A 21,007-nucleotide genomic window follows, 5' to 3' on the forward strand; every position below is an offset into this window, starting at 1 on the left:
CATCCGTCACCACCCTGAGGACAGACCAATGACCATGACCGATCCCATCACCACCACCGGACCCCTCGAGAGCCTCGGCGTCACCGAGATCGAGCGCATCCGCGACCTCGTGACCGCGAGCGAGCTCTTCACCCCCACCACACGGTTCGCCTACGTCGGCCTCGAGGAGCCGCACAAGCTCGAAGTTCTCGACTACCTCGCCGGCATCGCCGACCGCCCCGACCGGCGCGCTCGCGTCATGTTGCTCGACATGGCCACCGGGCACTCGACCGACAGCGTGCTGTCCCTCGACACCGGGGAGATCGTGAGCACGGCGGTGCTCGACGGCAGTACCGGCCAACTGCCCGTGCTACTCGAGGAGTTCGACGCGATCGGCGCGATCGTCGCGGCGGACCCCCGATGGGTGGCGGCCCTCGAGGCGCGCGGGGCGTCCGTCGACACCGTGGTCTGCGTGCCGCTTTCCGCGGGCTACTACGACTACCCCGAAGAGGAAGGGCGCCGCATCCTGCGCGTGCTCGCCTTCCGCCAGGACTATCCGGAGGACCACCCGTGGGCGCATCCGGTCGACGGCCTGTGTGCCTATGTGGATGTCTCGAGCCGCACGATCACGCGACTCATCGATGCCGAGGTGATGCCCATCCCCGCCGAGGGAGGCAACTTCGACGACCCCGCTGTGCAGGGCGCGCCGCTCACCGCGCTCAAGCCCATCTCGATCACCCAGCCGGAGGGCCCGAGCTTCGAGGTCGACGGCGAGTCGGTGACCTGGGGCAACTGGAAGTTCGACGTGGGATTCGACCCTCGGGAGGGCCTGATCCTGCGCCAGCTGTCGTTCTTCGACGGTGTGGACCAGCGACCGATCCTTTACCGCGGCTCGATCGCCGAGATGGTGGTGCCCTACGGGGATCCCTCACCGGTGCGTTTCTGGCAGAACTACTTCGACACCGGGGAGTACCTCTTCGGTCGCTTCACCAACTCGCTCGCTCTCGGGTGCGACTGCGTGGGAGAGATCAAGTACTTCGATGCCGTCCTCGCCGACGAAGTGGGCAACCCCCAGGTGATCCAGAACGGCATCTGCATGCACGAAGAGGACTTCGGCACCCTCTGGAAGCACAGTGACATGTTCACCGGCTCCAACGAGGTGCGCCGTTCCCGCCGCTTGGTCATCAGCTTCTTCACCACGGTGGGCAACTACGACTACGGCTTCTACTGGTACCTCTACCTCGACGGCACCATCGAGTGTGAGGCCAAACTCACGGGCATCCTCTTCACCTCGTCTTATGTGGAGGGCAGCCCCTACGCCAGCGAGGTCGCTCCCGGGCTCGGTGCGCCGTACCACCAGCACCACTTCAGCGCTCGTCTCGACATGATGGTCGACGGGCTCTCAAACGCGGTGGACGAGGTGGATGCCGTGCGCTTGCCGATCAGCGAGTCGAACCCCCACGGCGGCGCGTTCACCAACAGCGCGACGCGTCTGTCGAGCGAGGCGGATGCCGGCCGCCTCGCCGACGCGTCCGTCGGTCGAGCCTGGCACATCGTCAATACCGAGAAGACGAACCGGCTCGGTCGTCCGACCGGTTACGTGCTCATGCCCCAGCAGTCGCCGACGCTGATGGCCGACCCCGCGTCATCCATCGCCGAGCGCGCCGCGTTCACCACGAAGCAGCTGTGGGTGACCCAGTACGACCCGGCAGAGAGGTATCCGGCCGGGGACTTCGTGCACCAGAACCCGGGAGGGGACGGCCTCCCGCGGTACATGGCGGGAGACCGGGCGCTGGACGGCGAGGACATCGTGCTCTGGCACACCTTCGGACCGACCCACTTCCCGCGCCCGGAGGACTGGCCGGTGATGCCCACCGACTACGCCAAGTTCACCCTCAAGCCGTATGGCTTCTTCGACCGCAACCCCGCACTCAACGTGCCGCCGAACGAGGCGGCGCACGAGTGCTCGCACGGGGGAGACGGCCACGCGGACCACTCCGCACACCACCACTAGGGCGAGGGATGCTCCCCGCGCTCGAGGTGGCGATGCTCCTGCCGGGGGCCGTCGGGGTGTGCTGCACGGTTGCAGACCAGCGCACGCACGCCCCGCTCCGGCGGGCCTGGACGGGCTGGGCGCCGGTGACCGTTGCCCCATCCATCGTGATGATGCTCGCGATGGCCGATCTGGCGACCGGCGGGCGCGCGCCTCTGGTGCCCTCGATCGGGTGGATCGCGCTGCTCCTGCTCGTGGCGCTCGTGCCGGTGGTGCGACTTCGATTCGACCGGGCGGTCCGCACCCCGGTGGGCACGGCGATGGCGGTGCACCGGAGCCTCACCCTGCTGCTGACGGCTACGACCATCGCGGCGATGGGCCTGCGATCGGCAGGTGGGGATGCAGCCGCTGCCGGGGGTGGCGTCCACGACGGAATGACGATGGCGAATCCCCTCGTGGTGCTCCTGGTGCTCGGGCTCGTCACCGTCGCCGCGCTGACGTTCTGGCTGGTCGCCCGGCTCGGGAGGCGACCGCGCTCGAACCGGGTCGCGATTGTGGAGGCGGTGAGCATGTTCGGCGGCGTGGTCGTCATGGCCGGCGTCGGGATGTGAGCCGCGCGCGCCGCGGAAACTAGACCGTTGACGGCCGGGAGGCAAGCCCTCCCGGCCGATCCATCGTGACGACGCATCCTGCTCCATGATGAGGAGATCGAGCAGGAAAGAGGTGCCGGATGTCGATCACCGTGCGAGAGATGGCGTGCAGCCCCGAAGACGTCTTCGCGGTGCTGGCCGACGGGTGGCTGTTTCCCGGTTGGGTGGTCGGAGCTTCCCGGATGCGAGACGTGGACGAAGACTGGCCCGCCGTCGGATCGGTGCTTCATCACTCCTTCGGAGTCTGGCCGGCGCTCATCGACGACGAGTCGGTGGTGCTCGAGTACGATCCGCCGAGGCACCTTGCACTGAGGCCGAAAGGCTGGCCGATGGGCGAGGCCGAGGTGATCATCGACGTGAAGCCGCGCGGAACCGGTTGCGTGGTGCGCATCGAGGAGTTCCCTGTCGCGGGGCCCGGCACCTGGGTGCCGCGTCCCCTCCTCGACATCGCGCTCTATCAGCGCAACGTTGAGACGCTGCGGCGCCTCGCGTTCATCGCGGAAGGCAAGGCAGACGACACCGCAACGACACGAGGAGACAGGGCATGAGCAAGGGCGTGGCAGTGGTGACCGGTGGATCGGCCGGGCTCGGTCGTGCGGTCGTCCGGGAGCTCGCCGATCGGGGCTGGGACGTCGCGATCCTCGCGCGCGGAGAGGACGGCCTCGCCGGAGCGACGGCCGACGTCACCGCGCGCGGGCGGCGGACGCTCGGCATCCCCACCGACGTGTCGGATGTCGCGGCCGTCGAGCAGGCGGCCGACCGGGTGGAAGCGGAGCTCGGGCCCATCGAGCTCTGGGTGAACGACGCCATGGTCGGGGTGTTCGGCGAGTTCCTCTCGACCTCTCCCGCGGACTTCGAGCGCGCGACCGCGGTCAACTACTTCGGTTTCGTGAACGGCACGCGGGCGGCCCTCTCGCGCATGGTGCCGCGCAATCGCGGCCATGTGATCCAGGTGGGGTCGGCACTCGCGCATCGCGGCATCCCGCTTCAGGCCGCGTACTGCGCGGCGAAGCACGCCGTGCAGGGTTTCACCGAGTCGGTGACCACCGAGTTGATCCACAACGGCAGCGCCGTGAAGATCTCCACTGTCGACATGCCTGCCCTCAACACGATCCAGTTCAACTGGGTGAAGTCGCAGCTGCCGCACCATCCGCAGCCGGTGCCGCCGATCTACGAGCCAGAGGTCGGCGCCCGTGCCATCGCCGCCGTGGCCGAGCGCCCGCGCCGCCGCACCTGGGTGGGGGAGCCGACCGTCGCGACGGTGCTCGGCAACCGCTTCGGGGCGGGATTCCTCGACTGGTACCTGGCGAAGACCGGGTATTCGGGCCAGCAGGCCGCGGACAAGACCCAGCCGATGCTGCCCACCAACCTCTATGAACCCGTCGCGGGTGATCAGGGGGCCCGAGGAATCTTCAGCGACCGCGCTCACTCGATGACCCCGCAAGTCTGGGCCATCAGCCATCGCCGGGTGACGGGGGCGGTCGCGGCGGGGTTCGGCCTGAGCCTCTTCGCTGCACTGCTCACCTCCTTCCGACGCCGATAGCCGAGACACGCGAAAGTCCCCGGCACCGGTTCGAGGGTCTGGTGCGATGTTCTCCTGTGCCGTCTTAGGGCCCCCGATAGTCTGAAGTCCTATGACAACAGCACCCCACCCCGCGTTCACCGTCTCCGCCGAAGTTGCCGAGGCCCTCGACAACCGGCGCCCCGTCGTCGCTCTCGAATCAACGATCATCTCGCACGGCCTCCCGCGCCCGCGCAACCATGAGGCGGCGAAGGAGTTCGAGCAGATCCTGCGGGACGCGGGCGTCACTCCGGCGACCATCGCCGTGCTCGACGGCGTGCCCCAGATCGGACTGGACTCCGAGGGCGTTCGCCGCATCGCCGAGGAGGACCTCACCAAAGCGAGCGTGCGCGATCTCCCCGTGCTCGCCGCGGCCGGGGCATCCGGGGCCACGACGGTCGCGGCCACTGCGCACCTTGCCTCGCTCGCGGGGGTGCGGGTGTTCGCTACCGGCGGCCTCGGTGGCGTGCACCGGGGCGCGGGCGCGACATTCGACGAGTCCGCCGATCTCTCGACCCTTGCGGTGACCCCGGTCACCGTGGTGAGTGCCGGGGTGAAATCGGTGCTCGACATCGCGGCGACCCTCGAGCGCCTCGAGACGCTCAGCGTTCCGGTCGTGGGGTACCGCACGACCATCTTCCCGAGCTTCTGGCTCACCGAGTCGGCCTACACGATCGACTGGTCGGTCGAGTCGGCCGCCCAGGTCGCCGCCATCATGCGCAGCCAGGATGCCCTCGGCCACGGCCAGGGGATCGTGGTGGCCAATCCGATCCCGCGCGAGCAGCAGTGGGATCCGATCGAGCACGACCGCGTGCTGATCGAGGCGCTCGCCGCGGCCGACGCGGCCGGCATGCATGGCAAGGCCGTGACGCCCTTCCTCCTCGGCTACATCGTCGACGCCTCCGAGGGCCGCAGCCTCGAGGTGAACCTCGACCTCGCCCGCAACAACGTGAGGCTGGCGGCGCAGATCGCGATCGAATGGTCTGCCCTTGCCTGATAAACGCAGCCCTGATCACCACGGTGCGGGATCGCGCCTGAGCGGATTACGGCGCCACGGACACGGGCGGATCGTCGTCTTCGGCGATGTCGTCGACGACGTGGTGGTGGTGCCCGATGGCGCGATCCGAGTCGACACCGATACGCCGTCATCCATCCGCAATCGGGCGGGTGGCTCCGCGGCCAACGCGGCGGCCTGGATGGCCTCGCTCGGGGCATCCGTCGACTTCGTCGGCGTGGTCGGCCGTGAGGATGTCGCTCGCCACAGTGGTCTCCTCTCCGCGAGCGGGGTGCGACCGCACCTCATCGGCGACCCGCACCTGCCGACGGGCGCCATCATCGTGATCGTCGAGGGCGAACGCCGCACTATGCTCACCGAGAAGGGGGCGAACACGCGGATGTCGCCCGCGGCCGTCACCGACCGCATGCTCACCGGGGCGGCCGTGCTCCATTTCACCGGCTACAGCGTCTTCTCGCAGCAGAGCCAAGACGAGCTGCGCGACCTCTTCGACCGGGCCGCCGCGCACGGTGTGCGCATCTCGGTGGATCCGGGTTCGGCCGGGTTCATCGGCGACTTCGGCGTCGAAAAGTTCCTCGACACGGTCTCCGGGGCGCACCTGTTCTTCCCCAATCTCGAGGAGGGGCGCATCCTCACCGGTTTGGACGATCCCCTCGAGATCGTCGAACGTCTCGGTGAACGATTCGACGTCGTGGCGCTCACCCTCGACACCGCCGGCGTCGTCGTCGTCGAGCGCGGCATGCCCACCACCACCGTCTCGGCGGTACCGGTCGCGATCGTCGATCCGACCGGGGCCGGTGATGCCTTCGCGGCGGGCTTCCTCGCGGCCTGGGTGACCGGCGCCGGGGCGATGGCCGCGGCTTCCGCCGGAGCCCGCGCCGGCGCGCTCGCCGTGTCGACCATCGGCGGCCGACCGCGCCCGTAGGCCGACGGAAATCAGGCGCGCTCGCCGGCCCGCTTCACGAGTTCGTAGGCGGCCAGAGCGTCGTCCCGGGACTTCTTGAGATCGACGATCGGCTGCGGGTACTCGTCGGTTCCCAGCTCCGGCAGATACCGCCGCTGGTATCTGCCGTCCCTATCGAACTTCTCCGCCTGCAGCAGCGGGTTGAAGATGCGGAAGTACGGGGCGGCATCCGCTCCGGATCCCGCGACCCACTGCCAGTTGCCGGGGTTGCTCGCCTCGTCGGCGTCGACAAGGGTGTCCCAGAACCACTGCTCGCCGACGCGCCAGTCCACGAGCAGGTTCTTGATCAGGAAGGATGCCACGACCATCCGCACCCGGTTGTGCATGTAGCCGGTCTGCCAGAGCTCGCGCATTCCCGCATCCACGAACGGGATGCCCGTGCGGCCCTGCTGCCAGGCCTCGAGGTCACGGGGGTCTGGGTCATGCCAGGGGAAGGCGTCGAAGTCGGCGCGGAAGTTCTTCTCGTGCAGGTCGGGAGCGTGGAAGAGGATGTTCCAGTTGAACTCCCGCCAGCCGATCTCACTGAGGAACTTCGGCGCGTTGCGTCGTGCGGCCGCGTCGAGCTCGCCCCGCTGGGTGCGCTGCCAGACCTGGAACGGGCTGATCTCACCGAAACGTAGGTAGGGCGACAGGCGGGAAGTGGCTTCTCCGCCTGGGGTATCCCGCGCGGTGTCGTAGTGGGCGAGGTCGTGTGCGGCGAAGTGCTCGAGTTGAGTCGTCGCGCCTGCCTCACCCGGAGTCCAGGCGTCCCGGATGCCACCCGCCCAGTCCGGGCGCGTCGGCAGCAGTGTCCACTCGGCGAGATCGTCGCTCGCCACGCCCTCGATCCCGGAGAGACCGGAGGGGCCCGGCAGCGGCTCGCGGGGCGGGGCCGCGGCAAGGCACGCCTTCCAGAACGGAGTGAAGACGCGGAACGGGGTGCCCCCGCCGGTGGTCACCGTCCAGGGTTCGTGCAGCAGGTTGGCCTGGAAGCTCTGCACCGTGAGGCCGGCCTCACGCAGGCTCGACTTGAGCGCGGCATCCACTTTCCTCTGGGGCCCGCCGTAGCGACGATTCCAGAACACCGCGCCGGCATCGAGCTCCGCGACGAGTGCGGGCAGCTCGGTTTCTGCGGCACCCCGGCGCAGTACGAACGTCGCCCCGATTGCACGGACGGCCGCCGCGAGCGCCTCGAGACTGTGATGCAGCCACCAGCGTGACGCCGCCCCGAGCGGTCGGATGCCCGGGCTCTGCTCGTCGAGCAGGTACAGCACCACGACCGGCGCACCTCGCTCGGCGGCCGCGACCAGCGCGGGATTGTCGGCGATCCGGAGGTCGTCCCGAAGCCAGGCGATCGTCGGTGCAAGTGCGGGATCGGGCGCCGGGGTCATGCACTCCACAGTACGAGATCCGTGTTGGAAAGGAAGTGGTCTAGTACGGTGTGACCTGGGGAGAGTCATGGCAACGGATCCGGCACCGGATTGGCCCGGCGCGTCGAAGAGCGCGTCCGACCAGGCGCGCCTCCGGGGCGACAAGCTGCGGGTCGCCGGACTCGTCTGGCAGCTCTGCCAGGAGCACGGTATCCGGGCTCTCGCCGCGGGCGGCCCCATCTTCGCGCAGCTGGGTCTCGTCTCGCCTCGGGTGTCGCCGACGGCGATCGTGATCGTGGAGCCCATCCACCAGCTCCACCTCGTGCTGGCTCTCGAAGGTATCGGCTGGTCGCTCGCCTCAGCCGGCCAGACCAAGGGATTCCTCCCCCCGGTCTTCGTGCGGCTGGTGCATCCGGCCCTGGTCTGCCCGATCGACATCTACGACATCTTCCCGGGCTTCTATGCCCCACCGGCAGAGGTGTTCGAGCAGCTGTGGGGGCGCAGGGTCGTGCTGCCGATTGGCGGCATCGACGTGCCGGCCCTCGACCGCGTGAGCACCCTGCTGGTAGCGGGCCACGACCAACTCGGTACTCTCGCCCGCGACCGTCGGGCCGAATCGCACATCGACTACTTCGTCACGATGTTCCGAACGAGCCTCACCCCCTCCGAGCAGGATGCGGTGGTCGCGCTGGTGGACACCGTCGATGGCCATGAACCGCTTCGCCCCTTTCTCACGGCGATCGGGCGGGCCGTAAGCGAGATCACCCTCCCGAGCGAGGTCTACTGCCAGGTGAGGCTCTTCGTCGACCGCGTGAGCGACCCGGTCATCTTCGCCGTCGCCCTGTTCGAGTCTCCGCCCGGGCACCGGAGCGGGCCGTTCTGGAGCGTCACGAGGAGGTATCCCGTGCGCGTGATCAGGGCACTGCTCGCGGCGCCCCGCTCCTTCGTCATCATCGTCGGGTCGCGAGCGCGGCAGCGCCGCCAGCTGGAGCGCCGACCAACGGCCACAGAGAACCACTGACGCCAAGGTGCTCTGACGCCAGGCGCACTGACCTGCGGGCGCGGACTACGGCCGCTCGGCCAGTCTCAGCCGGTCGCAGAGCTCGGTGAGGGTCTCGAGTTCCGTCGCACTCAGGGATCCGCCCACCCGCTCGGCGATCGATTCGATGTGGGTCCGCGCCACCCGGCGGAATAATTCGAATCCCGCGACGGTGAGTGCCACATTGACGCCGCGCGCGTCATCCTGGTCATGGGACTTGGAGAGCAGCCCCCGAGTGGTGAGCCGATCGACCAACCGGCTCACGCTCGGCTGGGTCAGCAGAAGGTGCCGGTTCAGATCCTTCATCCGCAACTGCCGGCCGGGCTGGCGGGAGAGGTTGAAGAGCACGTCGTACTCGTTGAGCGACAGTTCGCCGGTGGGGAACTCGGCGTTCAGGTAGCGCATCACCGAGACCTGCGCACGGAATAGCGCTTCCCAGGCAGTGACCGCAGTCGTCTTGTCGCTCACGGGTCTCCTCTCAACCCGAGTGCAACTCTACGGAAGGGGAGGGCGGGAGGTGCGCAGGTGCAGGCCCTAAAACCGCGTTAAACAGGATTGAGGGTCGGTTTCAGAGGCAAGAAACCGACCCTCTCCCTTGCACCAAGAGTGTCCTGCAATCACATTCCGCAGAAGCTGCCACAGCAAACAACTTCTGCTCTTGAACTGTATAACAGCACGGTAACGATGCGCTAGTTATCGAACCGTTATTTTTCTGGGAGATCCAAAAGTTTTCACTGAGTGTCCTTTGACACCTGCTTTCACCGCATTGACACTTCCGTGTCCGTTGTGACAGATAACTTTTCCGCGCACCGCGCGGAGCAGTACCTGCGCGCGTGGGCCGCTCTCAGGTGTCTCGAAACTATGGATGACTCCGCCAACTTGCGCCACGGTTTTGACACATAGTTACGAGAATCGGCGATGTCAAAAACTCTGCGCGAAGTCGGCAAACGCGAGATGATTCCCCGCGGAGTGCACATAGTCGGCGAGACGCCACGAAGCCGTAGGGTTGCGAGACATAGCCGCCGTGCCGGATTTCAACCGCTACCCGGGGACGATCAGAGTCGAGTCGAGTGCGTTTCGACAGGTCAAAGAGAGTGCCTTGGCCGGCGGCAACGGTTTTGTTCAGCTCCGGGATGCGCCGCACGACCAGGCGCCCAGCGACTTGTTCGCTCTTTTTCTTTGAGCCGAAGGCGGTGAAGCCAATCTCGGCGACTTCCGCGTCGGAGATCCACTGCCCGGTCGTGTCGTCGAAGATCGCGTTGGTGTACTTGATCGGGATCCACGCGGTGTCGGGGATCTTGCTGATCGCCGCTTTCACCAAAGAATTCAGGCGGGCTGTGATCGACACCATCGCGCCGGCGCGGATGGCCGCCGTGATGACGGCGCTGACGTAGTAGGCGCTGTCGGCGCGCAGAAGCAGCAGTCCCGTCGCGGTCGGGTTGCGGAGACGTTTCACGGCGGCGAGGGTGTCGGAGACGAACTTCGCCGCTCCGCGGGCAGAGTTCGTGGGGCCTTTCCGCAGCCGGCAGGCGACGATGATCGGTGCGGACAGTCCTGTGCTGATGATGGCGAACAGGGCGTTGAGGCCGCGGACGCCGGAGTAGCCAAATCCGGCGCCCTGTTTCTGGTGCCCGTGCACTTCTTTGATGGTGTCGTCGATATCGACCAGAGCGTACTCGTCGATACCGGCCACGATCGGGGTTACGGCGGCGAGGTTGCCCAGCCAGCGGGACGCGGCGGCGTCGAGTTGGCGAACATGGCCGAACAGGAACGCGCGCAGGAACGATCCCAGCGTTGAAGGGGCGTAGGTTCCGGTGAACAGTTTCCGCAGCGCCCCGTGCCGCAGTACCGCCATATCGTCGATGGAATCGCCCCCGGTGAGCATTCCGGCGACCAACGCCATCACTTTCATGCCCGCGTTCGCGCCGAAGTATCCGGGTAGTTTCACCCACTGATCGACGAGGGTACTGAGGCCAGTTTTCGCCGCCAACGCCATCACGGGAACAAGCCCGGCAGATGACACGAGATTCGGGTCATCGAAAGATGCGGACAAGGACCGGTGAGTGTGAGAAAGTTGCATCTAAGAGATGCCTCCCTGGTTGGTCGATAGTTTGTCTAAGTAACAACTATTTTACCTGATCAGAGGGGTATTCTCGGTTTAACTCGCCGTCACCGAATCAAAGCCGACCGGTGGATTGAGGCTGAATCTTCGTCTGAGGTGACGCGCGTCGGAGCGATCTTGCTTATATAGACCGGAGCGATCACCGAAGTTGCACCGACCGCGAACCCGGCGATCGACTCCCAGTCTGCGAACGCAAGTGCGGAACCGATCGAGGACGACCGGTTTCGCCCCCTCACATCTCCGATTTGCACGAGAACCGGGCTTTGATCGCGCAGCCGATCAATTGGCCGTCTTCGGCACCCAATATCGTTCACCCGTTCCATGATGGGCTAGCTGTCACTTCGCCCCTGCGAAGGGATGGCCGCGCTCCACGACGACGTATCTCACATGGGGGTACTGAAGAGCGTTGAGCTCCCCTCGCGATCGTCGCGAACGTTCACAGGGTTCACGTGATGCGCGCTCCCTCCAGGTTCAGGCGAACGATGGTCTGGGAGCGACGCGGGGGTGTGAACCTTTTCCGGATCCCGGCCACAATTTTTTTGCCACGACCGTTGAAACAGTCATCGTGATGGTTTTGCAACTCCGAGCTTGCGAGCCAGACCGCAACACCAATATTGATCAGTCCCCAGACACCAGCGGCACCGGTGGTGAGCCCGAGCACACCCTCGAGCGCGAACAGGGCGACCACACTCCACGATGCGATACGGCGCAAACTGAACGCCAGAAAACGTTGGTGGGAGCCAGGCACGGCAGCCCGTCCCTGCGCACCAAAAACAATCTCCGCGAAAAGCGCGGCGGAACCAGAAAACTATCTGAGGGCGGGCGGCAGGTCAGAAGATGTGCACATTCGCGGACAAACCACCATCTATCGGGGCGACATCATCATTCGCCGTCCACAGCGCAGCAGTCGATGTTCGTGGTGAAAAGACTCACGCACGTCGGGCGCAATACCTGAATGACTAAGTGGCTGATGCCGAAAGGGCTCATTCGCGGGATGGCCGGCAGCAATCCAAATGGAAGGGCCGAAGGTCCTTTCTGGCAATAGTCACAGGCGTACGAAATTCTGTGGCTTGAAGCGTAACGTAATCCCTGTTGCTCCAGTCCTCGGCGGCGAATTTATTCGCTCCGAACAGAGGATTGTCATGGCTGCAACAGCCACTCCGTCGCCCTCGGCACTTCGTGTCGGTGTTCTCACCGAAACTGAAGAAGGCGAGCACCGGGTCGCCCTTGATCCTGGAGCGGTCGCCAAGCTCGTCAAGGCTGGCCGTACCGTGCACATCGAGTCCGGTGCTGGCGAAGCCGCGAGTTTCACCGATGAGGCGTACACAACTGCCGGAGCTACCATCCAGACCCGCGCAAGCATTCTCAAACACTCCCAGGTCATTGCGGTTGTCCGTACACCTGACGACAAGCTCGTCGCAGCCCTCACGAAGGATCAGGCCTTGGTTGGCCTGCTCAATCCTCTCAACCGACCCGACATGATCCGCGAGCTCACCAAACGCGGGGTTACCACCATCGCATTCGAGTTCGTCCCGCGCACGCTCAGCCGGGCGCAGTCGATGGATGCGCTGAGTTCCCAGTCGAGCGCGGCTGGCTACCGTGCTGCGATCGTGGCCGCGAATGTTTTCGGTCGGTATCTGCCGATGATGATTACGGCATCTGGAACGGCGACCCCAGCCAAGGTCATTGTGATCGGCGCGGGCGTCGCCGGTCTGCAAGCGATCGCCACTGCCCGGCGTTTAGGGGCGGTCGTCACTGGCTATGACATCCGCGACGCTTCGCGCCAAGAGGTCGAATCGCTGGGGGCGAAGTTCCTGACCAGCTCGGTCGCCAAAGGCTCAGGCGCTGGCGGCTACGCACGTGTCATGACCGATAACGAGAAAGCCACCCAGCAGAAAGAACTTGACGACGCACTCGCCGACTTCGATGTCATCATCACGACCGCGAAGGTGCCAGGTCATGCCCCGCCGGAACTCGTCTCCGCCGCCACATTGAAGACCCTCCGAGCGGGCTCGGTCTGCATTGATCTCGGCTCCAGTTCGCTCGGCGGCAACGTCGCTGGCTCCGCGGAAGGTAAGACCACGGTCACGAAGGGCGGCGTCACGCTCGTCGGAGGTGGCGAGCTCGCGGCCGATCTGCCCGCCTCAGCTTCGCAAATGTATGCACGCAACGTGGTTGCCGTTCTCGATTCGCTCGCCCCGGAAGGCGAGATCGTGATCGACCCGACAGATGAGGTTCACCAGGGCATCGTCGTCGGTCACGACGGCGAAGTCACTAACGCGGCGATGCGCAAGGTGCTGAAGCTCGACGCGTTACCCGATGCGACAAAGGTCAGCGCCCCCACAGCTGATGCTCCTAAAGCCGACGCCCCAGCATCCAACGCACCCACGTCATCCGTTCCCGACGACACCACGAAGAAGGCCGCCTGATGGAAGCCCTGTACAGCAACCTTGCAATCTTCGTCCTCAGCCTGCTCGTCGGCGTCGAGGTGATCGGCAAGATCCCCTCGACACTGCACACCCCGATGATGTCGGGGTCGAACGCGATCCACGGCGTCGTCATCGCCGGTGCCGTCGCGACCGCCTCGGTCGCGAACAGCCCGCTCGGATATGTGCTCACTTTCGTCGCCGCAGCTCTCGCGGCCGCCAACGTGTTCGGCGGGTACGTCGTCACCGACCGGATGCTCCAGATGTTCACCCGGCACGCCCCCGCTCCCGCGGTGACCGCACCGGCAGCGCCTGTCGCCACTAACTCCAAGGACCCCTCATGACCCTCTTCGCCTTCGTCATCGGCGTGATCTACCTCGCCGCCGCGACGCTCTTCGTTGTCGGGCTGCATCTCATGCGCCTGCCCTCGACCGCTCGCCGCGGCAACCTCATCTCGGCGGGCGGGATGGTCATCGCCGTCGCGGCGACGATCGTGTTCTCGCTGATCAACTCCGGGGGGAGCTGGATCGGCTGGCTCGCGCTCGTGCTCGGTGCCGCGGGTGGTGCGGCATTCGGGATCATCCGCGCCCGCACGGTCAAGATGACCGACATCCCACAGCTGGTCAGCATCTTCAACGCGGTGGGTGGTGGAGCGGCGGCGGCGGTCGCCTTCGCCGACTTCGTGCTGCATACGAGCGGTGCGCGATTGGATCTCACGTCGTCCATTCCGATCGTGCTCGACGTCGTCATCGGTTCGGTCACGTTCTCGGGTTCGCTGATCGCCGCGGGCAAGCTGCAGGGCATCATTTCGGGCAGTCCGATCACCTTCCCCGGCGCGCGGATCGTCAACGTCGTGGCCATCGGAGTTGCCCTCGCGGCGGGGGTCTTCGCGATCGTCATCGGGGACAACATTCTGTTCCTCGTGGTCGTGCTGGTTGCGTCGCTCCTGTTCGGCGTGCTCATGGTGCTGCCGATCGGCGGGGCTGACGCTCCGGTGATCGTGTCGTTGTTGAACGCCTTCACCGGCCTCGCCGTCGCAATGGCCGGGTTCGCGATCAACAACCAGGCGCTGATCATCGCCGGTGCCCTCGTGGGGGCGGCGGGCACCATCCTGACCCTGCAGATGGCGAAGGCCATGAACCGCTCGGTGCTGGCCATCGTGCTCGGCGGTTTCGGCACGGGCGACTCGACGTCGTCCGCGCCGGCGGATGCTCAGGATCTCGCCGATGTGCACGAACTCACCGCCGACGATGTTGCCGTGCAGCTGGCATACGCCCAGCACGTGATGATCGTCCCCGGCTACGGGCTCGCGGCCGCCCAGGCGCAGCACGAGGTCGCCGAGCTGGCCAAGTTGCTGATGGCGCACGGGATCGACGTGAAGTACGCCATCCATCCGGTGGCCGGCCGCATGCCGGGTCAGATGAACGTGCTGCTCGCGGAGGCGAACGTGCCCTACGAGCAGATGCTGCAGTTGGATGCCGCCAACGTGGCTTTCGACAACTGCGACGTCGCCCTGGTGGTCGGCGCCAACGACGTCTACAACCCGGATGCCCGGAAGCCGGGCAATCCGGTCTCGGGCATGCCGATTCTCGACGTCGACCATGCCAAGTCGGTCGTCATCCTGAAGCGCTCGATGCGGCCTGGCTACTCCGGGATCAGTAACCCGCTGTTCACCGACCCGAAGACCGGCATGTTCTTCGCGGATGCCAAGAAAGGCCTCGCCGATATCACGGCGGCGGTCAAAGAGTACGTCCCCGCCTGATCCCACCATCTCTCTCCACGAAAGGCACACCATGAAGGCAGCAGTCGTCACCACATTCGGATCCCCACTCGAGATCCAGGAGCGGGACATCCCCGAACCAGCAGCAGGCCAGGTGCTCATCCGGATGGAGACCTGCGGTCTCTGCCACACCGACATTCACGCCGCGCACGGAGACTGGCCGGTCAAGCCGACCCTGCCGCTGATTCCTGGCCACGAGGGCGTAGGAATCATCGAGAAGCTCGGTGCCGACGTCACCGATCGGACCGTCGGCGAACGGGTCGCGATCGCCTGGCTCGGCTCGGCCTGCGGAGAATGCCGCTACTGCATCGACGGCCGCGAGACCCTGTGTGAGAAGCAGCAAGACAGCGGCTACTCGATGGACGGCGCATTTGCGGAGTACGCGGTCGCCAGTGCGAAGTATGTCGTTCCCGTACCCGACGGCATCAGCTCGTTTGATGCCTCCCCGCTCAGTTGCGCGGGACTGACCACCTACAAGGCCCTCAAAGTTGCCCACATCACGCCGACTGAACTCGTCGGCGTGTTCGGGATCGGCGGGCTCGGCCACCTCGGCGTGCAGTACGCGAGCATTATGGGCGGCCTCGTTGTTGGAATTGACATCGAGCAGGAGAAGCTCGACCTCGCGACCGAACTCGGCGCCAGTCATGTCGTGAATGCGGCGACCTCGGATCCGGTGGTCGAGATCCAGAAGCTCGGCGGTCTCGATGTAGCGCTCGTTCTCGCACCATCGGCGAAGGTATTCGCGCAGGCTTTCGCCTCACTACGACGCGGTGGACGACTGGTCTGCGTCGCCATGCCGGCGACCGGTGCAATGGAGATTCCGATTTTCGACACCGTCATCAAAGGCATCTCGATCATCGGCTCGATCGTCGGAACCCGTCAGGACTTGACGGAGGTGTTCGCCCTCCACGCGGCAGGAAAGACCCGAGTAGTCGCCCAGACGCGCGAGCTCGATGACGTCAACGCCGCCATGGCGGAGGTCCTCTCGGGCGACGTTCCGGCACGGCTCGTCTTCGAGTTTGCGCACGCGGTCGTCCCGGTGACGTGATGAATCCTTTGACCGCCGCATTGCCGGAGGCAGAGTGGTCGCCGCAGGGACCGGTCTTGGAGCTTCCCGATGACGAGAGCTGGGAGCGTTTGCGTGAACGGAGTCTCGGGCACCTGGGTGTCAGCGTCGACGGGCAACCGGAAATCTATCCGGTGAACTACGTGTGCGATCGACAGACCGTGTTGTTCCGGACAGCAGCTGGCGAGAAATTGCGCGACCTGATGATCAACCGCCGAGTCGCTTTCGAAGTGGATGCCGAAGTCGAGAACGGGACCTGGAGCGTAGTGGTCAGCGGACGTGCGTCTGTGCTTCCCAACGAACCTCCCCTGAGCGTTGAGCTGCTCCACAGCATGCCTCCGTGGATCCCCACCCAGGAGGCAATCTGGGTGTGCATTGTGGCCGAACATATCCGCGGCCGTCAGTTCGAGCATCACCTCCCGACTGGAAGGATCTAGCACCCATGACGTGCCCCCAAGGTTCCAGCGGTTTTCCGACGCGAAAAGCCTGGTTCATGACTGAAGCCGATCCCGAAGACATGTCAGAAACGCAGCCCACCGACATGCCCTGGAGGGCTAAGCAGCCATCCGCTGCTGACGCAGGGCCGCAAGAATGACGCCGCCAATCATCGCCGAAGGTGAGTCCTTAACAGCAACGAACGCAGTCTCTGTGCGGTCTGATAACAATTCCACCGATAAGAAAGGCACTACGAAATGACGTATCAAACCATCAACCCGTACACGAACGAGGTCGTCGCAACGTTCCCCGACGCTACTAAAGAAGAGGTCGAGGCTGCCATCGCGGCCGCGCATGAGGCGTTCCTTTCGTGGCGCGAGACCGCCTTCTCAACACGGACAGCGTTCCTCGCCAAAGCAGCAGAGTTGTTGCGAGCGGACAAGCGACGCTACGCCGAACTTCTCACTCTCGAGATGGGAAAGGTAATCGCCGAAGCCGAAGCGGAAGTCGATCTCTCAGCCGACATCCTGCAGTACTACGCAGACCAGGGCGGGAGCCTGTTAGAGACAGTGACGGTGCCTGTCGCCTATGCGGCGGAAGGTGAAGTGGAAATAGTCAGCGAACCGCTCGGAGTGCTCCTTTCCGTGGAGCCTTGGAACTTCCCCTACTACCAGGTGGTGCGCGTAGCGGCACCCCAGCTGCTTGCCGGCAACACCATTCTGCTTAAGCACGCGAGCAATGTGCCGCAGGCCGCTGCGATGTTCGATGATCTGTTCGCACGAGCCGGTCTGCCGGCCGGCGCATTCCAGAACCTGTATCTGCCGCACGAGTTGACAGAGTATGTGATCAACGACCCACGCGTGCGCGGTGTCGCTCTCACCGGTAGCGAAGAGGCGGGCTCGATTATTGCCTCGTACGCCGCAAAAGCGGTGAAGAAAAGCACCCTCGAACTGGGCGGAGCCGACGCGTTTGTTGTTCTCAAAGACGCCGACATAGACAAAACAGTCGACTGGGCAGTCTTTGGCCGTTACTGGAACGCCGGGCAGGTCTGCGTCTCGGCAAAACGCATCATTGTGGTCGATGAAGTCTTCGATGAGTTCCTCGAAAAGTTTCGCACCGGGGTTGCCGCGCTGAAAACAGGAGATCCGATGGATCCTAAGACAACTCTCGCACCAATGTCGTCCCAGGGAGCTGCCGACAAACTTGCCGGCCAGGTCACAGAGGCCGTCGCCGGTGGTGCGAAAGCAGAAACCCTTGGTGACCCGGTGCCGTCGGTCGGCGCGTTCTTTCAGCCCACAATCCTCACGGGCATGGACCCCAAAAATCCCTCCTATTACGAAGAATTCTTCGGACCGGTCGCGATCGTGATCAGGGTCAAGGACGAAGCCGAGGCGATCGCCGTGGCAAACGATTCACCATTCGGCCTCGGCGGGTCAGTGTTCACCAAGGACACCAAAAACGGTGAGAAGGTGGCGAGGAAGATCGACACGGGAATGGTTTACGTCAACCATCCGACGATGGTGAAGGCCGACATCCCTTTCGGAGGGGTCAAACATTCTGGGTACGGTCACGAGTTGACCAACCTTGGTATCCAGGAGTTCATCAATAAGAAAGTCATCGACGTCGTCGACATCAACGCAGCCTTCTAACCTCCACCTCGGCCGGCCAGCTCATCACCCTGGGGCTGGCCTGCCAGTAATCGGTGCGAGAACTCGCGCCTGCACAGTATTTGGCTACGGAATCGAAGGAATCTTGTGGAGAAGATGAACGCGTGGGTAACAGGCGATGCGCCCGGGCAGATCAGTTTGGTTCGTAAAGCCATACCTATACCCGGCCCCGATGAGGTCGCGATTCGGGTGGTAGCGTGCGGGGTGTGCAGGACAGATCTTCACGTGATCGACGAGGAGCTGAAGCCCCACTTGGCCCACGTAACTCCCGGGCATCAGATTGTTGGCACAGTGACAACCCTCGGCGAACGTGTACAGCACCTGCGAGTCGGTGACACAGTAGGGATCGCCTGGCTGCGGCGCACCTGTGGGGTGTGCCTGTGGTGCAGGAGCGGACGCGAGAACCTCTGCCCGGACTCTCAGTACACGGGCTGGGATGCCGACGGAGGTTTCGCCGAGTACGCGACCGTGCCCGAAGCGTTCGCCTATCTTCTGCCGGAAACGACCAACGCGGCGGAAGTAGCACCCTTGCTGTGCGCAGGAATCATCGGATACCGAGCGCTGTCCCGTGCCGCTCTGCCCGTCGGCGGCACCCTCGGAATCTACGGATACGGATCAAGCGGACATATCACCGCCCAAATTGCCCAAGCCGCCGGGGCGACCATCTACGCCATGACTCGAGGGACCTCCAACCAAGATTTGGCACGCAGTATCGGTGCAGCCTTTGTCGGCGGTGCAAGCGCAGTACCGCCGGTGAAGCTGGATTCAGCGATTATCTTCGCACCCGCTGGCAGGCTTGTGCCGGTCGCGCTTGCCGCAACCCAGCGCGGGGGGACCGTTGTTCTGGCCGGAATCCACATGTCTGACATACCTGCGATGAACTACAGCGACAACCTCTTCAACGAGCGCGACCTGCGCACGGTCACTGCAAATACCCGGGCCGACGGAACGTCCTTCCTCCAACTCGCGCAAAACCTCTCTCTCGCCCCGACGGTCACCACCTACCCGTTCGAGAGCGTAGACACCGCCCTTTCCGATCTGCGGGCTGGCCGAGCATCCGGATCCCTCGTCATCACCATGTGACGCCACGCCCGAACGTCTCCTCCATCTCTAAATCACTCAACCCCACGCTCGAGTGCGCCCGCACGGCGATACGAGGCAAAGCAAGGGAAAGCCTGCTTCTTGCCGAATCGCCGTAACTTCATCGCTGAGTTCCGCGCTGACGCTGAGCCCACAGGGTTTTGGCCCCGCTTCCGTCCGGAAGAGGGACGGCGAGAGGACGCATCCCCACACTCACGGGGATCGAGCTCGCAGCTGTTGGGAGGATTACCGTTTACCTGTCCCGAGATTAAGCCCGAGGACCGGGCGCCTTACGGGCGAGCTCGAGGGTCGCGCTTAGCCCATCTCGGTGTCTCGTATCCCATGGGATATGAGACACGGGCGCGCCGAATGGTTGTCGCGTGGTGGGTCCCGTTTGGAGGCGTGGCGATGGTGTTGCCCAGCGCGAGATTCAGTCGATGGAAATGGCAAGTTTGGTCAGCAGCTGAGCGAGCATGCTGCGTTCGTCTGTCGACAGCGGCGCGAGAATTGCTCCCTCTGTCGCAAGGTGGTCGGGCAACACCTTGTCGAGGAGTTCCCGTCCTGCCTTGGTGATTCTCACGAGCTTCCCTCGTCCGTCGTCAGGATGGGGCTCACGAGTGAGAAGTCCGAGTTTGTCCAGCCGGTTAAGTCGCTGAGCAACAGCGCTGGTGCTAATCATGCTGTCTGCCGCGAGTTCGGCGGGGGTGATCCGGTAGGGCGCCCCTTGACGTGCCAACGTCGCCAGCACATCGAAAGTGGATGCGTCGATGCCATGAGTCGCGAACGTGGCTGCCAATCGAGCGTCAACCGCGGCGGATGCACGGCTCAGTCGACCGATTACGGCCATAGGGGTTGAGTCCAGGTCAGGTCGTTCGAGACGCCACTGTTCGACAATCCGGTCAACGTGATCCATAACCTCACTATATCGCTAAGAACTTAGGTATTATGTCTAAGTGCTTAGCAAACTATGGCCTGCTCTCCTCACCACTGCTGTCCCTCCCATGCTCTGGGGTACCACCTACTACACGTCAACGACCTTCCTCATCGAAAATCACCCGCTGCTTACCGCCAGCCTGCGAGCCCTCCCGGCAGGGCTCATCCTCCTCTGTATCGGGCGACGCCTACCCCGCGGGGCATGGTGGTGGAAGTCGGCTGTTTTGGGCCTGCTCAATATCGGGGTGTTCTTCGCGCTTCTGTTTGTGGCCGCCGAACGCCTGCCGGGGGGAGTCGCCGCGGTCGTCGGTGGCATTCAGCCCTTGCTCGTGGCGGTGCTTGCCTCCCGCCTGGTCTCGGAACGGCTAAATGGAACGGTGATCGCGGCTGGAGCGGGAGGCGTCGTGGGCGTCGCTCTCATCGTCCTTCGCGCCCAAGCCGGGCTCGATCCGATCGGGGTCAGCGCGGCGTTGCTCGGAGCAGTCTCAATGGCGATCGGAGTGGTGCTGGCCAAGAGGTGGTCGGACGGTCAGACACCCATCGTGACCACCTCTTGGCAACTGATCGGCGGCGGAATCTTCCTCGTCCTACTGACCACCATCTTCGAACCGTTGCCGTCAAGCGCACCGACCCTCGGCAATATCGCCGGGTACGCCTACCTCACCCTCGCCGGTACAGCTCTGGCCTACCCCCTCTGGTTCCGAGGCATCACACTGCTTCCCACACGAGTTCCAGCATTCCTGGGCCTCCTCAGCCCCATCGTCGCGCTCACCATCGGTGGTATCGCCGCTGGCGAAACCCTGACCTGGACCCAGGCTGCTGGCGTCGCGCTAGTCTTCCTGTCAGTCGCAGCAGTCATCCGCAGAACGGTACAGAATCGCGTGCAGTTTATCTCGAAAGCGACCTGGGTCCGCGAAGATTGATCGCCCCGGTAAGCGTTCCACTCTC

The 21,007-nt window shown here is 64.6% G+C and carries 19 protein-coding genes and 1 pseudogene; 15 read left to right on the forward strand and 5 right to left on the reverse strand.

From position 1 onward, the window contains the following. The first annotated feature begins 28 nt into the window (after positions 1 to 28). The 6 genes from ACVXZ4_RS02035 to ACVXZ4_RS02060 all read left to right on the forward strand — a co-directional run bounded on the left by ACVXZ4_RS02035 (position 29) and on the right by ACVXZ4_RS02060 (position 6,123). Entirely contained in the window at positions 29 to 1,993 is a 1,965-nt protein-coding gene (locus tag ACVXZ4_RS02035) for a primary-amine oxidase (protein WP_461796593.1), read from the forward strand. A gap of 8 nt (positions 1,994 to 2,001) precedes the next feature. After that, positions 2,002 to 2,583: a hypothetical protein gene (locus tag ACVXZ4_RS02040; RefSeq protein WP_461796594.1), complete on the forward strand. Its 582-nt coding sequence runs from the start codon at positions 2,002 to 2,004 to the stop codon at positions 2,581 to 2,583. Positions 2,584 to 2,702: 119 nt separating this feature from the next. After that, a complete protein-coding gene (locus tag ACVXZ4_RS02045) occupies positions 2,703 to 3,170 on the forward strand; it encodes an SRPBCC family protein (protein ID WP_461796595.1) in 468 nt (155 codons plus the stop codon). After that, the gene (locus tag ACVXZ4_RS02050) at positions 3,167 to 4,165 is read left to right on the forward strand and encodes an SDR family oxidoreductase (RefSeq protein ID WP_461796596.1); all 999 of its coding nucleotides are present in this window, start codon (positions 3,167 to 3,169) and stop codon (positions 4,163 to 4,165) included. Before ACVXZ4_RS02045 ends, ACVXZ4_RS02050 begins: the two co-directional genes overlap by 4 nt. A 91-nt stretch (positions 4,166 to 4,256) precedes the next feature. After that, a complete protein-coding gene (locus ACVXZ4_RS02055) occupies positions 4,257 to 5,180 on the forward strand; it encodes a pseudouridine-5'-phosphate glycosidase (RefSeq protein ID WP_461796597.1) in 924 nt (307 codons plus the stop codon). After that, a complete protein-coding gene (locus ACVXZ4_RS02060; RefSeq protein WP_461796598.1) occupies positions 5,173 to 6,123 on the forward strand; it encodes a carbohydrate kinase family protein in 951 nt (316 codons plus the stop codon). The genes ACVXZ4_RS02055 and ACVXZ4_RS02060 overlap by 8 nt, the downstream gene beginning before the upstream one ends. Before the next feature lie 11 nt (positions 6,124 to 6,134). Here the strand turns inward: ACVXZ4_RS02060 and ACVXZ4_RS02065 are convergent, their stop codons facing one another. Beyond that, on the reverse strand, positions 6,135 to 7,532 hold the full coding sequence (locus ACVXZ4_RS02065; RefSeq protein WP_461796599.1) for a cryptochrome/photolyase family protein: 1,398 nt from the start codon (positions 7,530 to 7,532) through the stop codon (positions 6,135 to 6,137). A gap of 67 nt (positions 7,533 to 7,599) precedes the next feature. On the opposite strand from ACVXZ4_RS02065, the gene ACVXZ4_RS02070 reads away from it, so the two are divergent. After that, positions 7,600 to 8,532: a hypothetical protein gene (locus ACVXZ4_RS02070; RefSeq protein ID WP_461796600.1), complete on the forward strand. Its 933-nt coding sequence runs from the start codon at positions 7,600 to 7,602 to the stop codon at positions 8,530 to 8,532. 45 nt (positions 8,533 to 8,577) lie between these two features. On the opposite strand, the gene ACVXZ4_RS02075 is transcribed toward ACVXZ4_RS02070, so the two are convergent. From ACVXZ4_RS02075 to ACVXZ4_RS02085, 3 genes and pseudogenes are all read right to left on the reverse strand, one after another. After that, positions 8,578 to 9,018 (reverse strand): MarR family winged helix-turn-helix transcriptional regulator, encoded by a 441-nt coding sequence (locus ACVXZ4_RS02075; RefSeq protein WP_461796601.1) that lies wholly within the window; start codon positions 9,016 to 9,018, stop codon positions 8,578 to 8,580. Between the two features lie 607 nt (positions 9,019 to 9,625). Beyond that, a pseudogene (locus ACVXZ4_RS02080) lies at positions 9,626 to 10,630 on the reverse strand (IS1380 family transposase); the annotation flags it as partial. A 487-nt stretch (positions 10,631 to 11,117) separates the two neighbouring features. Next, positions 11,118 to 11,420 (reverse strand): hypothetical protein, encoded by a 303-nt coding sequence (locus ACVXZ4_RS02085; protein ID WP_147305962.1) that lies wholly within the window; start codon positions 11,418 to 11,420, stop codon positions 11,118 to 11,120. Between the two features lie 394 nt (positions 11,421 to 11,814). On the opposite strand from ACVXZ4_RS02085, the gene ACVXZ4_RS02090 reads away from it, so the two are divergent. The 7 genes from ACVXZ4_RS02090 to ACVXZ4_RS02120 all read left to right on the forward strand — a co-directional run bounded on the left by ACVXZ4_RS02090 (position 11,815) and on the right by ACVXZ4_RS02120 (position 19,129). Next, the gene (locus tag ACVXZ4_RS02090) at positions 11,815 to 13,101 is read left to right on the forward strand and encodes an NAD(P) transhydrogenase subunit alpha (protein ID WP_461796602.1); all 1,287 of its coding nucleotides are present in this window, start codon (positions 11,815 to 11,817) and stop codon (positions 13,099 to 13,101) included. Further along, entirely contained in the window at positions 13,101 to 13,442 is a 342-nt protein-coding gene (locus ACVXZ4_RS02095) for an NAD(P) transhydrogenase subunit alpha part 2 (RefSeq protein WP_354576657.1), read from the forward strand. Before ACVXZ4_RS02090 ends, ACVXZ4_RS02095 begins: the two co-directional genes overlap by 1 nt. Further along, positions 13,439 to 14,860, forward strand: coding sequence for an NAD(P)(+) transhydrogenase (Re/Si-specific) subunit beta (locus tag ACVXZ4_RS02100; RefSeq protein WP_116284687.1), 1,422 nt, complete (start codon positions 13,439 to 13,441; stop codon positions 14,858 to 14,860). Before ACVXZ4_RS02095 ends, ACVXZ4_RS02100 begins: the two co-directional genes overlap by 4 nt. A gap of 31 nt (positions 14,861 to 14,891) precedes the next feature. Further along, positions 14,892 to 15,926, forward strand: coding sequence for an alcohol dehydrogenase AdhP (gene adhP, locus ACVXZ4_RS02105; RefSeq protein ID WP_354576658.1), 1,035 nt, complete (start codon positions 14,892 to 14,894; stop codon positions 15,924 to 15,926). After that, positions 15,926 to 16,381, forward strand: a complete 456-nt coding sequence (locus ACVXZ4_RS02110; RefSeq protein WP_461796603.1) for a pyridoxamine 5'-phosphate oxidase family protein — start codon at positions 15,926 to 15,928, stop codon at positions 16,379 to 16,381. The genes adhP and ACVXZ4_RS02110 overlap by 1 nt, the downstream gene beginning before the upstream one ends. A 255-nt stretch (positions 16,382 to 16,636) precedes the next feature. After that, positions 16,637 to 18,028 carry an NAD-dependent succinate-semialdehyde dehydrogenase gene (locus ACVXZ4_RS02115; RefSeq protein ID WP_461796604.1) on the forward strand — a complete coding sequence of 464 codons (1,392 nt, stop codon included), beginning with the start codon at positions 16,637 to 16,639 and terminating at the stop codon, positions 18,026 to 18,028. A 114-nt stretch (positions 18,029 to 18,142) separates the two neighbouring features. Then, positions 18,143 to 19,129 carry a zinc-dependent alcohol dehydrogenase family protein gene (locus tag ACVXZ4_RS02120; RefSeq protein WP_461798040.1) on the forward strand — a complete coding sequence of 329 codons (987 nt, stop codon included), beginning with the start codon at positions 18,143 to 18,145 and terminating at the stop codon, positions 19,127 to 19,129. A gap of 427 nt (positions 19,130 to 19,556) precedes the next feature. Here the strand turns inward: ACVXZ4_RS02120 and ACVXZ4_RS02125 are convergent, their stop codons facing one another. Then, the gene (locus tag ACVXZ4_RS02125; protein WP_461796605.1) at positions 19,557 to 20,039 is read right to left on the reverse strand and encodes a MarR family winged helix-turn-helix transcriptional regulator; all 483 of its coding nucleotides are present in this window, start codon (positions 20,037 to 20,039) and stop codon (positions 19,557 to 19,559) included. A gap of 40 nt (positions 20,040 to 20,079) precedes the next feature. On the opposite strand from ACVXZ4_RS02125, the gene ACVXZ4_RS02130 reads away from it, so the two are divergent. Beyond that, positions 20,080 to 20,982 carry an EamA family transporter gene (locus tag ACVXZ4_RS02130; protein ID WP_461796606.1) on the forward strand — a complete coding sequence of 301 codons (903 nt, stop codon included), beginning with the start codon at positions 20,080 to 20,082 and terminating at the stop codon, positions 20,980 to 20,982. The last annotated feature ends 25 nt before the right edge of the window (positions 20,983 to 21,007 follow it).

It is taken from the genome of Lacisediminihabitans sp. FW035, assembly GCF_054880895.1.

Bases quoted from the DNA above. Each gene is read 5' to 3' on its own strand.
- ACVXZ4_RS02035 (WP_461796593.1), top strand. From the start codon at position 29: ATGACCATGACCGATCCCATCACCACCACCGGACCCCTCGAGAGCCTC.
- ACVXZ4_RS02040 (WP_461796594.1), top strand. From the start codon at position 2,002: ATGCTCCCCGCGCTCGAGGTGGCGATGCTCCTGCCGGGGGCCGTCGGG.
- ACVXZ4_RS02065 (WP_461796599.1), bottom strand. From the start codon at position 7,532: ATGACCCCGGCGCCCGATCCCGCACTTGCACCGACGATCGCCTGGCTT.
- ACVXZ4_RS02050 (WP_461796596.1), top strand. From the start codon at position 3,167: ATGAGCAAGGGCGTGGCAGTGGTGACCGGTGGATCGGCCGGGCTCGGT.
- ACVXZ4_RS02120 (WP_461798040.1), top strand. From the start codon at position 18,143: ATGAACGCGTGGGTAACAGGCGATGCGCCCGGGCAGATCAGTTTGGTT.
- ACVXZ4_RS02125 (WP_461796605.1), bottom strand. From the start codon at position 20,039: ATGGATCACGTTGACCGGATTGTCGAACAGTGGCGTCTCGAACGACCT.
- ACVXZ4_RS02070 (WP_461796600.1), top strand. From the start codon at position 7,600: ATGGCAACGGATCCGGCACCGGATTGGCCCGGCGCGTCGAAGAGCGCG.
- ACVXZ4_RS02100 (WP_116284687.1), top strand. From the start codon at position 13,439: ATGACCCTCTTCGCCTTCGTCATCGGCGTGATCTACCTCGCCGCCGCG.
- ACVXZ4_RS02045 (WP_461796595.1), top strand. From the start codon at position 2,703: ATGTCGATCACCGTGCGAGAGATGGCGTGCAGCCCCGAAGACGTCTTC.
- ACVXZ4_RS02090 (WP_461796602.1), top strand. From the start codon at position 11,815: ATGGCTGCAACAGCCACTCCGTCGCCCTCGGCACTTCGTGTCGGTGTT.
- ACVXZ4_RS02115 (WP_461796604.1), top strand. From the start codon at position 16,637: ATGACGTATCAAACCATCAACCCGTACACGAACGAGGTCGTCGCAACG.
- ACVXZ4_RS02110 (WP_461796603.1), top strand. From the start codon at position 15,926: ATGAATCCTTTGACCGCCGCATTGCCGGAGGCAGAGTGGTCGCCGCAG.
- adhP (WP_354576658.1), top strand. From the start codon at position 14,892: ATGAAGGCAGCAGTCGTCACCACATTCGGATCCCCACTCGAGATCCAG.
- ACVXZ4_RS02095 (WP_354576657.1), top strand. From the start codon at position 13,101: ATGGAAGCCCTGTACAGCAACCTTGCAATCTTCGTCCTCAGCCTGCTC.
- ACVXZ4_RS02055 (WP_461796597.1), top strand. From the start codon at position 4,257: ATGACAACAGCACCCCACCCCGCGTTCACCGTCTCCGCCGAAGTTGCC.